This is a genomic window from Rhodococcus yananensis, from assembly GCF_020515525.1.
Taxonomy (GTDB): Bacteria; Actinomycetota; Actinomycetes; order Mycobacteriales; family Mycobacteriaceae; genus Rhodococcus; species Rhodococcus yananensis.
The window spans coordinates 44,435-56,971 of sequence record NZ_JAIYEP010000019.1 but is presented as its reverse complement, the minus strand read 5'-3'; the positions used below and the strand labels follow the sequence as shown (position 1 = coordinate 56,971).

Genomic DNA, 12,537 nt, shown 5'->3' with positions numbered 1-12,537 from the left:
CGCCGTACTCGCCGCCGACGCCGAGATCATGTCCCACCGCTGGTACGCACCACCGGACATCGACCTCGACGCACCCGACATCCACGTCGCCCGCGCCTACGCCGAAAGCGAATGGAGCTACTGGCGCACCGCCGACATCTCCACCGCCTATCCCGGCTACGACAAAGTCACCGTAGACCGGTTCACCTCCCCCACGCCCCGCACCGGAACAGCCGACCACCACCTCCTCGAAGCCCGCACCGTCACCTACAACGGACACCCCGCCACCGAAGTCCACATCTGCAACGACTACATGAGCACGGCCCGGCCGACCGACACCGGATGGATGCGCAAGGACAGCTACCGATACCAATCACTGCGCGTCCAACGGACCAACTGGAGCACGGCGTCCACGCCGCAACTCGACTACGCCAACAGAATGCCTTACCCCACCTGGAACGTCTTCGACGGCTGGGACGTCCGCCCGTTCACCGACCGCCGATTGGACCACGGCCTCCCCTGGAGGAACTGCTACTCGGCCATGCCCGGCTTCGACTACGACGCACCGTTCACCGAACCCGTCTCCGGCCCCCCGCCCGTCGAACCCTTCGACCCCGGCTGGCCCACCGCCATCGACCCCGGCACACCGTAGTGTCTTCGTATTCGCATACACCGACTGAGATTTCGCACATCGAATAATGCTGTCAGCGTCGATGTGCCAACTCCGTCGCGATATCCGCGCTCGCGCAGCTGATCAACAGCTCGTCGAGCTCGTCGCCCTCACTTCGGTTTCGCGCAGCCCCCGCTGTTCGTCGACCACGACGGTCTCGTCGACCTGCAGACACGTCTCACCGAACTCCTCGCACCGTACCGAGAACAGAAAGGACGGCACCGTGCCCGTCACCCTGACGACCGCTCTGATCCCCACCTCACCCGACGATCATCCCTTCGCCGACCACGACTCCTCCGAGTGACGAGCCAGTTCCCCGGCCAACACATCGAACCGGGGATGCCGCGACCACGCCGAGCGATCCCCGATCACATACAGCCGTTGCTTCGCCCTGCTCACCGCGACATTCGCCAGGTTCGGTTTCGACGACGCCCACCGCTTCGCACCCTCGCGCGCCGGGTCGCCGCCCAACACGAGGACGACGACCGTCGCCTCCCGGCCCTGCGCCGTGTGGACGGTTCCGGCGGTGATGCCGTCGTAGCGGGAACGAAGTCCGTCGAGACGTCGGGCGACGTCACGGAACGGGCTGAGGACGATCACGTCGTCCATGCCGTGTCCGCGATCGATCAGGTCGTCGAGAAGCTCGAGGAGACGATCGAATTCTGCCTCGATGAAATGTCCATTGGCCGTGCCCGTCACGTCGTACCACTGAGACGGCGGAAGCTCACCGACCGGTTCGGGTGTGCCACCGTGGATCATGGTTCCGCCGTAGGCGATGGTGTTGACGACGGAGAACATCGGATCCGCGCAGCGTCGATGTACCCGTAGCGGCGCCCCCACCCAGATCGGTTCGTCGTCACCGGGCAGAGTGGTGCCCCAGCGGGTGAGGCGATCGGTGAGCGTCTGCGCCGACGACAACACCGGCAGCCACCGCTCACTCACCCCGAACGCGTCTCGCAACGCCTGCTGCCCTCGGAACGGCAGTGTCACCACGGGTTCGAGTTGCAGCGGGTCGCCGACGACCACAGTGCGCCGCGCCCGCCAGATGGCACCGACCGGGTTCTGCGGTGTGGCCTGCCCCGCTTCGTCGATGAGCAACCAGCCGAGGGATTCGCGGCCCATGCCGCGGAACACCCGATCGAACGACGCGAAGGTCGTCGACACGAGGGGGACCACAAAGAACAGCGCGCGCCACGCATCGGCGACCGCGGCCGAATCGAGGTCGGACGGGGCTTTTCCGGTGACGACGTCCATCGCCCCGTGCAAGCTCTGGCGCATCTGCCGGGGCACCTGCGTGAGGAACTGCTTGTGCAGGTCGAGTGCAGCAACGAACAACCGCGATCGTGCCTCGTTCAGTTCCGCATCCGACCAGGGAGCAGCCAGTTCCTTGGCGTGCTCGTCGGCCCAGTTCGGGCCGGGAACCGCAGCACCCCACCGCGTCGACACGTCCCGGAGCGCACCCTGCAGTTCGTCTCGTCGAGTACGAACTGCATCGGCATGCGCGGACAGACGTGCCTGCGTGGCCTGCAGCTCGGTGAGCGCGTGCACCGTGTGCTGATGCGCGGCGAACACCTCACCGAATGCGGTGTCCCACGCCGCGTGGGCATCCGCAAGACGGGTACGGTGCAACTTCCAGCGTTGCCGTTCCTCGCGCGCGCTCCGGCCGATCCGCCACCACACGACGCGTCGCGCATCGTGCGCGGAGAGTTCCGCCGCAATCCCGTCACGTTCCTTCGAGATGCGGTCGACGGAAAGCCGCTGCACAGCTTCGGTTTCGCTGACGGTGCGGAGTGTGTCGGTGTGCGCCGCCAGCTGGTCGACGACCGACCCCAGTTCGGCTTCTCGATTCGCGTGCTCCCGATACCACTCGTACCCGCGGTGACGATCGGCGATCATCGCGGTGACCGCGTCACGTGCCGCGCGGTAGTCGGCGACGGCCTCGCGCCACGGCCGCGCAGGCCCGGTGGTCTCGTACTCTTTGAGGATCTCCTGTAGCCCGCGGGTGCCGGTGGCCTTGTCGCCGAACCACACGGTGCTCATGAAACCGGTGCGGTAACTCTTACGACCGAGCCTGGCCGCCACCAGACCCCACGCGTCGGTTGACGCAGCGCCACCCGAGCCGAGCAGCGCAGATGCGATGTCGGTGAAGTATTCGGGCCGAAAGGTGCCTGTGTCGATGGCGTCGGCCGCGGGCATCTCGAAGCTGATGTTCTCGACGGCACCGTTGTTGGACGACGCCACCACCATCTCGAAACCGTGGAATGCGCCCGTCCACCGCTGGACGACCCGCGGGTACTCCCCCGCTTTCCACCGGTGCGGAACGGAGGTGAACGCGTCGGTCGGGTTCGTCAGAGCCGCCAGCCGATCGGCGCGTTCGACGACGACCGATGCCACCACGTCGCGCAACAACGTCGACTTCCCGGTTCCCGGAGGCCCGTTGACGGCGAAGATCCCCGCACCGGACAGCAGTTCGTCCATGACGGTGTTGACGGCGAACTGCTGCCCGAGCGCCAACGGATGGGCAGGCTTGCTCGGCCACCGACCCGCGGGGATCGCTTCGGGCCGGCACGCCCAGAAGGACGCGTCGGGGACCTGCGCGAGGTCGACACGCCCAGCAGTATCGACGTCTGCATCCTCGGTCAGGTACCTCGCAAGACCGGCACCGATGTCTCCGGTGGCAACGCTGCCTGCCACCAGGCTCAGATCGGACGCGATGAAACTGTTGAGGAAATCCGTGCCGTCGACGCCCTCGGATTGCTTGACCTCGACGGAACGCACACGGATCTCCGCGCAGGCGAACAGGCCCGTCACCCCGACGTATCGAGCGATCCGATCGCGGATCACCTCGAGGCGCTCGGCGGTCAGCGGCAGGCGGCGTCCGGTATCCGGGTCGGTGTGTTGTTGCCTGTCGACGAGTTCGGCCAGGTCTTTCTGGGCGTCATCCAATCCGGACAGCCAGTCGCGGGATCCGGGGCCGGGATCGACCGTGCGTCCCACCGCCCACGCCAAACCCGACAGTACCGCGGAGTCATCGATCACCCGGCCGTAGCGGTCGACGACGATCGTGGCGAGCGCGCACTGCCCCGACGGCCGGGCGTCGTAGTTCTCCTCGCCGGGGATGAGGAGGTCGTCGATGGCGATCCACGCGGCGTCGATCAGATACACACCGAGGTAGAGGATGTGTTGACGCTCGTAGCCGGGGCGTCGCGGCGGTCGGTGGAGGCGGTGGCCCTCCTCCCACGGCAGGAGGCCGCCCGGTGTCATCGTGTCTACCGGCGACAAATCGGAGTAGCGGTCGATTTTCGGCACCGACTGTGGACTGAACAACTCGACCGCCCGCCAGAACTCGATGACGGCGGCCTGCCGACGGTGTTCTGCGCTCACCATTCCCCCCTTGCCCCGGTTTCATGATCGGTTGCGAAGCCTAGTGAAGAGCACCGACCCAGTGCCTGTCAGGGGCCGATGGGTCCACAGACGTCGCTCGTGCGATCACGGTAGGTGCGGGCTCACCATCGGCGGACAGCTACTCCTCCGCGTCCCGTCGTCCTCGCCGTGGCGAAACGCCACCGAGCGTTGCGCACGCTCGTCGACCCGCCGATACATCCCGGGGCGCCGTAGTTGTTCACTTCCAGGGCTCGGCGTGGCACTGCTCGCGCAGACACCGGGCGGTCGCCTTCTACGTATGCATCGCATCGACGGTGACCACCGCCCCGGCAATCCGCGCAACAGTGCCCGGACGGTGGGGGTCTCGTTGCTCTTGTCGGCGGTGCGGACCTGTCCGAGGACGATGGTGTCGTGGGTGACCGCCGAGACCCGATGCGGCGTCGCTCGTTCCGCTCGTACCTCGTGCGTTCGAGGTTCGAGGCCCGCACGTAGAACTCGACGGCGGATTCGGGTAACGCGCTACTCGCGACCGCGGTACCGGACGGCACGACACTGGCATTCACGATCCGTCACCCATCCAGGGAGGACCACGATGAACGCGATCGATCGGTGCACGTCGTGCATCATGCCCCCGTATCTGCTCGAACACCTGATGGACAGCGCGGACACCACCACCCGCTCAGCCATCATGGACACTCTGCTCGTCACCGAGCAGTTGCGCGGCGCCAGGAACGCCCATCCGACGGTGGGTGTCTTCGCTGCCCCCGCGCAGGGAAGTCGGTCGGTCTTCGATGCACACAACCGCGAGGACCTGTGGGCGGCCACGCTGGTTCGCACCGAGGACTCGTCCGCGTCGACCGACCCCTCCGTCGACAACGCGTTCGACGGACTCGGCACAACGCGGAGCTTCTTCCGGAACGTACTCGGCCGTGATTCCATCGATGGGCACGGCATGCGGCTCGACGCATTCGTCCATTTCGGTCGACGCTACGCGAACGCATTCTGGGACGGCAGGCAGATGGTGTTCGGGGACGGCGACGGCAGGATCTTCGACGATCTGACGGGCTCGCTCGACATCATCGGTCACGAGCTGAGCCACGGCGTCACCGAACACACGGCCGGGCTCGTCTACCACAATCAGCCGGGCGCGCTGAACGAGTCGATGTCCGACGTGTTCGGGTCGGTCGTCAAGCAGTGGTCCAGGAACGAGACGGCGGAGGTCGCCGACTGGCTCATCGGCGGCGATGTGTTCACCCCCGCGTTCGCCGGGGACGCACTGCGTTCGCTGAAGGCACCCGGCTCCGCCTACGACACCCCGTTGTTCGGGAAGGATCCCCAGCCCGACCACATGAGCAGATTCGTCGTCCTGCCCGATACCCGCGCCGGCGACTGGGGTGGCGTCCACATCAATTCGGGCATCCCCAACAGGGCCTTCCATCTCACCGCAGTCGGTATCGGCGGAAACGCCTGGGAGGCACCGGTTCACATCTGGTACGAGTCCTTGCGTGCGTCGAACAGCCACACGGACTTCCGGGAGTTCGCCGAGACCACCGGCGCAATCGCAGCCCGGTTGTTCGGAACGGGCAGCAAGGAGCAGCAGGTGGTCATGGAAAGTTGGGATGCTGTGGGTGTGTCACTCGGTGGCCGCTCGGCGCCGCCGGATCACGAATCCGTCGACACCCTCGACGCGTTGCACGCGCAGCTGGAACGTCTGTCGGCCGACATCCGGGACCTGACCACGGTCGTGCGCGCACTCGACCCGGCACACACGTGAAGGTCTCGTTGGGTGTCCACGGTGGGCTGGCCGCAGCACTCGCTGTCGGCCGTCCACCGCTCTGCATCGACACCGACGATCTCGACGACGCCGCCGCCGCAGAGCTGGGACGGCTCGTCGACGCAGCCGCCGGCAGCGCAGCGCGAGCATCGGCGGACACTGAACCTCGACCCGACGAAACGAACTACGAGATCACCATCGACCGACAGGATCGGTCGACGGTGATCGCGGCGACCGACACCACCGCGGGAGACGACTTCATCCGGCTCCGGGACTGGATCTCCGCGCACGGATCGCAGTGACCACCGATCGGGCCCGCATCCGAGGCGGGCCCGATCAGTTCCGTCACTCACGGTGGAAGTTCGACGACCGTCTCCGTCGACCGCCCGGGGTCCGGTACGTCGACCCCGATGCGGGCCGGCCGGTGTTCGTCGGCGTGGACCACCAGAACGTAGCGACCGCGGTAAGGGGTGTCGACGGCGAACCGGCCGTCGGGCCCCGACAGCAGCGCGATGTCCGGCATCGGCCCCGGCGCCGACTCCACCATGACGCGGGCGAAGGCGACCGGGACCTCACCGGAACGAACGGTGCCGACGATCACCCCTTCCACGCCTTCATCCGGTCGAAGATCGGCTTCGTGATGCGCACACCGGAATTCACCGGAATGCCGGGTGCGGCACCGTTGGTGTGAATGCCGAATGCGTACCGATGGCCGTCCACCAGCCGGTACACGGCGCTGCCGCTCTGTCCGCCGAACGTGTCGACCTGGTAGTGGATCCGTCCCGCCGACACCGACAGCAACCGACGCGAGTGGTACCAGAGAGTGCCCGACGGCTTGTCGCCCGGATACCCGGCGAGGTTCGCGGTACTCGCCAGCAGAGTGGCATCGCTGTAGTACCCGAACCCCAACCAGCCCGTACGTGACCCGAGTTCCGTCGGCAGGATCAGCGCACCGACGTCCCAGTTGGAGTTACCGTTCTGCGTCCAGCCGACGACCGACCGGATCCCCGATCCGGACACGGTCACCGACCCGTACGGTAGTACCGATCCGTTGCGTCCCGGCATCACCGTCACCGACCGCACCCAGCCGCGTCGCGGCCCGCTCCCCTGCACGAACACGCAGTGCCCGGCCGTGATGACGGTGCGCGGGCCGATGAAGAACCCGGTTCCGGACGCGTACGAGCCGTCCGCCAGTTGAATGAGCAGCGAGGCGTGCACCCGCCACGGGTACACGTTCGTGGTGGTGATCCGGATGCGATCATCCACCCCGATCACCGATTCCAGCGACGGCTGCCCTTCGGCTGCAGACCCGAACGTGGCTTCCGCGGCATCGGGAACGTCGCGTGCGAGCAGTTCCTCCAGGCTCGCTCCCGCGGGTTGCGGTGTGCCGGAATACCCAGCGACGAGTTCGATTCCGGAACTCGCCGTGTCCGCGACGCCGGACTCCGGCCCGGACGACGGCGGTGCCTGCGCGGTCTCCTGTTCCGCAACGGCGACATCGGTCGGCGAGGTCTCGTCCGCGGGGTCTGTGACGGCCACTGCGCCGTCGAGCGTGATGGTCATGATGTGCTCCTTCCGTCCGGCACCGCACAGCACAGGCGGTCGGACACATCGAGCATCGTCGCGATGTCGGTTGTGCACACGAGTGGCGTGCTACCCGATCGCTGTCGTCATCCCCGTGCGAACGTCACGTAGCGCGTCGCCGCCCGATCGTCACGACCGAGCGCGGCGCCCGGCGAAAGCCGAAGACACCCGGTGCGAGGATTCCTCGCATACGATTCGGGTCGATGAACAGCGACAGGGGGCAACACGTGCGGCAGATGATCGGTGACGTGCGGGTCGGGGCGACGCGATGACGGCCCGTGCGGGCGAGGTCTTCGACATGGGTCGCGCAGTGGCCGACATCGACGCGATCCTCACCGGTCCACTGCCCGAGTCCGGCCCGACGATCGACGCGGGCGAACCCGACACCGGTGAGTGGACGCACACCCGCGGTGTCGGCTTCCAGTTGACACCGCTCTGGGAGAGCAACCACCTCGTCGGTGTGTACGGACCCGAGTGGACCGAGGTGGAGGCCGAGGCGGAAGGGCATCTGGCCGAGCTGGTCGGTGAGCTCGATCGCCGCTGGGGTCCGCACCGCACCGTGACGATGGGGCCGGCACTGTCGAATCCGCCCACCACCGAACCCTTCCGCACGCTCGTCGCCAAGGACTGCCTCGGCGACCTCGCCGTCTGGGGGCCGGTGACCGGAGAACGTTCGGTGGCGGTGTCGCTGAATCAGTGCGACGGTGATGCGCCGATGATCCTCACCGTCGTGGTCACAGGAGGTTCACAGCACCAAGACGAGGTTCACAGCACTGACGTCAACTGGTGGTCGTGTGAGCCTCACACCCGTGCTGTGAACCCGCCGGGCAACCACCGGCTCACTGATCGTCCGAGTGGCTGACGATGTTGACGACCGTGCCGTCGGGTGCACGAACGAAGAACCTCCGCACTCCCCACGGTTCTGTCGTGAGCGGATGGACGATCTCGTAACCCCGTCGCTGCGCCTCCTCGTAGGCGGCCTCGACCTCGTCGCCGACGTGGATCGACATCGCCGAATCGATCGGCGCGGTTTCGTCTCCGCTCACCAGTTGGACGACAGCGCGGCCGTCGGGCGTGGTGAAACGCGCGACCCAGCCGAGATTCATCTCCTCGACCGACAGACCGAGGTAGTCGGCGTAGAAGCCGCGTGCCTCATCGATATCGGGGACGTTGATGTTCGGGGTGAGTCCGGTGGGGTGCATGGAGGTGCTCCTTCGGATCGGCTGCCGGGCCACTCCCGCTGCGCCCGACGATCTGTACGGAGCCCGGCAGTGCCGGTACGAAACTAGCACCGTGTCGTCCGCCGCGAGGTTCTTCCTACTGGTCGCCGATGCCACCCACGCGGCGACGATCGTGATACACGCGGTGATCGCGAGCAGCAGCCTCAGGGACAGGCTCGATCCGTCGGACGCGACCAGCAGTCCCGCGGCGATCATCGGGGTGAGGCCGGCACCGATGAGGTTCGCCGGCTGGTAGCCGAGCGACACACCCGTGTAGCGGTCGCCGGTACCGACGAGCTCGGACAGCAGCGGGGTGAGCGGCGCATACATCACCGTCTGGATGATCTGTCCCGTCAGCACACCGACCACCAGCAGCACGGTGTCACCCGAGTTGATCAACGCGTACAGCACCACCGCTGCCGCACCGGTGAGACTCACCGCGCGGCGATCGCAGACGCTGCAACACAGTCGGTTTCGCCGCCGCTGCCACCTTCGGCTTCTCCGCGGCCTGCTCTACGACAAGGCTCTCCACAATGCTCATCCGGATGTAGAGGCCGATCACCAGCAACGCCGCGCTCGCGAGGAACGGCAGGCGCCACCCCCAAGAGTCGAATGCCGCGTCGGGCAGCAAGGTCGCCATCATCACCGCGAGCGTCGACAGCAGGAAACCATCGGCGAGCCGAGTTGCATGAGGCCGGCTCAGACCACCCTTCCCTCACCCCCGGTCGAGCGAATGTATCGGTCGCTCGATTGAGCAGAGTGAGTGGTACATTCGCTCACCGTCGGCGAGGTGGGCGAAGGCCACGCGCGGACGAAACTTCGGCCAACTGTAGTGTTCGAACGTCGGACACGGGGACCGACTGAAGGGGGAACAATGGGGATGCCGGACACACTCGAAGCCGACCTGCCACAGATCCGCGTGGTATCCGAGAGCTTCGATGCGCATGCCGAGGAAGTCAGTGGTATCGACACGTCCACCATGCGGGTCGACACAACACACTCGTTCCTGCAGAACTCCGCGACCGCCGCGGCGATCGGGGACGCCGAGAACGCGACCCGACGTGCACTCCTCATCCTTGCCGACCGAGCATGGGCGATCTCGAGCCGATCGACGATTTCCGGCATGCCCAGCGCGTCTTCACGCTGATGGCAACCGACTCCGAATCGATGGCTACCTTCGGCACCGCCGCCACCACCTACACCCGCCACTTCGCCGCCGAGTACGCCGACGACGCGTCCATCAGCCGTGAACCAGCAGCGTGGGCGGGGCGACTGCAGGCATTGGTCGACAAGGGAATCTACAACGTAGCGGATGAAATGTTCGACGATGCCCGGGCCCGTGACGAATTCGCACACCAACGTCGGGCAGATGCGTACACAACGAGTTACACCGTGATCCGCAACCTCACTGCCCTCGACCCCCGACTGAGTGGGACAGTCGGATTACTCATGGACCTGAGCAGTACCGACGTTCAACGTGCGTTCGTCCCCACCTTCGAGGATCGGGAGAATTCGCCGTTCACCGGAGACTTCTCCAGCTACAGCGCATCGAACTCGTATTTCCTCTTGGAAAGCGCTGTCGCGCAGCACGGATTGCCGCAGGGGGATTACGCACTGGCAGATCTGAACAGAATAGGGTTCCTCAGTGACTCCGGTGAACTCCGATACCCCACCGGGGACATATCCGCATTGAGCATCGCCAGCGCCGCCGACGGCGCCCTACAGGAATTCGGAATCGACACCACCGCTTATCGAGACTACTACGAGGCCGGATACAGCCAGGTCACACCGACCGTCCGAGTCGGCCAGGACGAGGTTGCACCTCGATGACGTACTCACTCTTCCGCATACATCAACGCCGAACACCCACAAACATCGGCATCGCGGCTCTTTCGGCATGCGTAGTGGCCACGGCGGCGTGCACATCGAACCCCGTCGAACCCACCCCCGACGACGCCACCGCCGACCCGTTCGCAGTACTCGCCGCCGACTCTCAGGTGATGTCCCACCAATGGACCGCACCCGCCGATGTCGACCTCGACGCACCGGAAATCCAGGTGGTCCGCGCCTACGCCGACAGCGAATGGAACCTCATCCGCACCGCCGACTACGCCGCCACCTACCCCGGCTACGACGACGTCGCCGAAGACCGATTCAAAAACCTCAACCCGCGCACCGGAACCATCGTCCACAACATCCTCGAAGCACGCACCACCACACACCTCGGACGACCCGCCACCGAAGTCCACATCTGCATCGACTTCATGAACACCGCCCAACCGCTCAACGATGGGTGGATCCGTAAGGAAAGCCTTGGATACCAGTCGTTCCGCGTCCAACAGACCAACTGGACCTCGCCGTCGACACCGCCACTCGACTACAGCCGCCGCATGCCCTACCCCACCTGGAACGTCTTCGACGGCTGGGAAATCCACGGCATGATCGACCGCCGAAAGGACGACGGCCTACCGTGGAGCAACTGTCTCTCGGCCCTGCCCGGATTCGACTACGACGCACCCTACACCGCACGCGTACCGGCACCGCCAACCGTCGAACCCTTCTACCCGGGATGGCCCACCGCAATCGACTCAGGTGAATAGTTTGGTAGCCCGACCTTCTGAGCGAGTGGTACACCCGTTCGATTGACGGTGGACATAGCGCGGAAGGTCAACTTCCCGCGGACCCGACCGTTTCCCGCGACTGCCTTTGCGGCGGAGGGAACCTGTTCGGTCCGCGGGAAGCACAACCCGGGGCCGCGGCGGAGACACGTGCGCTGCATGCGTTCGCAATACCGTCGCAACCCGACGAATCCTGCGAACCCCGCGCAGAAGGTGATTCGGCGGCGGTAACCTGTTCGGTACGCGACATCCCCCGATGCCGCTGCCGTTGAACACCACCTGGACGATGTCGCTGGAATCCTCTCGGAGGCCGACGTGCGCGGATTCGGTATCGATCTCGGCACTGCCAACACCGTCGTGGGCACACCCGACGACGGCATAGTTCTCAACGAGCCGTCGTTGATGATGGTTCGCACGAAGGACCCGCACCGGGCCATCGCGATCGGCCAGGACGCCAGCGACCTCGTCGATCGCACACCGACCGGAATCACGCCGGTCCGTCCGATACGAGGTGGTGTCGTCGTGGACCTCGAATCGGCTCGGGCGTACGTCACCGCCGTCCTCAAACACGCCGCGCCGCACCGACGCTACGGTCTGCGGCCGACGGGTGTCGTCGCGGTTCCGGCCGGCGCCACCCCTCTCGAACGGCGCGCGCTGCTCGAAGTCGGGCACGAATCCGGTCTGCGGAAGGTGGGCCTGGTGCCGCAGCCGGTTGCGGGGGCACTCGGCTGCGGAATCAACCCGCTCGAACCACGAACCCATCTCGTCGTCGACATCGGTGGTGGCACTTCGGAAGTCACCGCCCTCTGCTTCGGTGGTGTGCTGTCACACCGCAGTTGCAGGACCGCCGGGGACGACCTGACCCGCGCGATCCACCGGTATCTGCGCGTGGAACACAAACTCCTGGTGGGCGAGCTCACCGCCGAGCGCGCGAAAGTCGGTGCTCCCGAAGCCACCGACGACCGCACCCTGGTGGTGGAGGGCCGCGACGCCGCGACCGGTCGGGCGCGCCTGATCACGCTCGAGACCGAGGAGATCATGGACGCGGTACGGTCCACCACGATCAACATCGTCGAGACGTTGGCTGCCTGCCTGGACGATCTTCCTCCGCGAGCCATCAGCGATGTGCTGGCCGAGGGCATCCTGGCGATCGGGGGCGGCTCGATGCTGCGGGGCCTGCCACAGTTGATCGAAGAGTCCTTCGGGCTGCCGGTCAAGACCGCGGAGCGTCCGCTCACCTGCGTCGCGGAAGGCGCGACCGCGTGCATGGACCACCCCGAGGTCGTCGCCGCCTACGGGTCCTGACCT

General features: G+C 66.2%; 12 protein-coding genes. 7 read left to right on the top strand and 5 right to left on the bottom strand.

The annotated features are described in order from the left end of the window. Positions 1-631 (top strand): hypothetical protein (locus tag LDQ05_RS07205; RefSeq protein WP_226436213.1); only part of this gene is annotated, 631 nt, incomplete at its 5' end. Between the two features lie 288 nt (positions 632-919). Here LDQ05_RS07205 and LDQ05_RS19835 read toward each other — a convergent pair. Further along, the gene (locus LDQ05_RS19835) at positions 920-4,033 is read right to left on the bottom strand and encodes a DEAD/DEAH box helicase (protein WP_226436212.1); all 3,114 of its coding nucleotides are present in this window, start codon (positions 4,031-4,033) and stop codon (positions 920-922) included. A gap of 592 nt (positions 4,034-4,625) precedes the next feature. Between LDQ05_RS19835 and LDQ05_RS07190 the strand changes: the two genes are divergently transcribed. Further along, positions 4,626-5,807 carry a M4 family metallopeptidase gene (locus tag LDQ05_RS07190; protein WP_226436211.1) on the top strand — a complete coding sequence of 394 codons (1,182 nt, stop codon included), beginning with the start codon at positions 4,626-4,628 and terminating at the stop codon, positions 5,805-5,807. Next, the gene (locus LDQ05_RS07185) at positions 5,804-6,109 is read left to right on the top strand and encodes a protealysin inhibitor emfourin (protein ID WP_226436210.1); all 306 of its coding nucleotides are present in this window, start codon (positions 5,804-5,806) and stop codon (positions 6,107-6,109) included. Before LDQ05_RS07190 ends, LDQ05_RS07185 begins: the two co-directional genes overlap by 4 nt. 47 nt (positions 6,110-6,156) lie before the next feature. Here the strand turns inward: LDQ05_RS07185 and LDQ05_RS07180 are convergent, their stop codons facing one another. Both LDQ05_RS07180 and LDQ05_RS07175 read right to left on the bottom strand, forming a co-directional pair. Beyond that, positions 6,157-6,417, bottom strand: coding sequence for a hypothetical protein (locus LDQ05_RS07180; protein ID WP_226436209.1), 261 nt, complete (start codon positions 6,415-6,417; stop codon positions 6,157-6,159). Further along, positions 6,405-7,370: a trypsin-like serine peptidase gene (locus LDQ05_RS07175; protein WP_226436208.1), complete on the bottom strand. Its 966-nt coding sequence runs from the start codon at positions 7,368-7,370 to the stop codon at positions 6,405-6,407. Before LDQ05_RS07175 ends, LDQ05_RS07180 begins: the two co-directional genes overlap by 13 nt. Before the next feature lie 289 nt (positions 7,371-7,659). On the opposite strand from LDQ05_RS07175, the gene LDQ05_RS07170 reads away from it, so the two are divergent. After that, positions 7,660-8,253 carry a hypothetical protein gene (locus LDQ05_RS07170; RefSeq protein ID WP_226436207.1) on the top strand — a complete coding sequence of 198 codons (594 nt, stop codon included), beginning with the start codon at positions 7,660-7,662 and terminating at the stop codon, positions 8,251-8,253. Here LDQ05_RS07170 and LDQ05_RS07165 read toward each other — a convergent pair. Beyond that, the gene (locus LDQ05_RS07165) at positions 8,231-8,593 is read right to left on the bottom strand and encodes a VOC family protein (protein WP_226436215.1); all 363 of its coding nucleotides are present in this window, start codon (positions 8,591-8,593) and stop codon (positions 8,231-8,233) included. The two genes, LDQ05_RS07170 and LDQ05_RS07165, sit on opposite strands and share 23 nt — an antisense overlap. Positions 8,594-8,993: 400 nt before the next feature. Further along, positions 8,994-9,254: a hypothetical protein gene (locus LDQ05_RS07160; RefSeq protein WP_226436206.1), complete on the bottom strand. Its 261-nt coding sequence runs from the start codon at positions 9,252-9,254 to the stop codon at positions 8,994-8,996. A 446-nt stretch (positions 9,255-9,700) separates the two neighbouring features. On the opposite strand from LDQ05_RS07160, the gene LDQ05_RS07155 reads away from it, so the two are divergent. The 3 genes from LDQ05_RS07155 to LDQ05_RS07145 all read left to right on the top strand — a co-directional run bounded on the left by LDQ05_RS07155 (position 9,701) and on the right by LDQ05_RS07145 (position 12,534). Next, complete coding sequence (locus tag LDQ05_RS07155; RefSeq protein ID WP_226436205.1) at positions 9,701-10,441, top strand: hypothetical protein; 741 nt, start codon at positions 9,701-9,703, stop codon at positions 10,439-10,441. A gap of 74 nt (positions 10,442-10,515) precedes the next feature. Beyond that, positions 10,516-11,211 carry a hypothetical protein gene (locus LDQ05_RS07150; protein WP_226436204.1) on the top strand — a complete coding sequence of 232 codons (696 nt, stop codon included), beginning with the start codon at positions 10,516-10,518 and terminating at the stop codon, positions 11,209-11,211. A gap of 333 nt (positions 11,212-11,544) precedes the next feature. Further along, positions 11,545-12,534: a rod shape-determining protein gene (locus tag LDQ05_RS07145; protein ID WP_226436203.1), complete on the top strand. Its 990-nt coding sequence runs from the start codon at positions 11,545-11,547 to the stop codon at positions 12,532-12,534. The last annotated feature ends 3 nt before the right edge of the window (positions 12,535-12,537 follow it).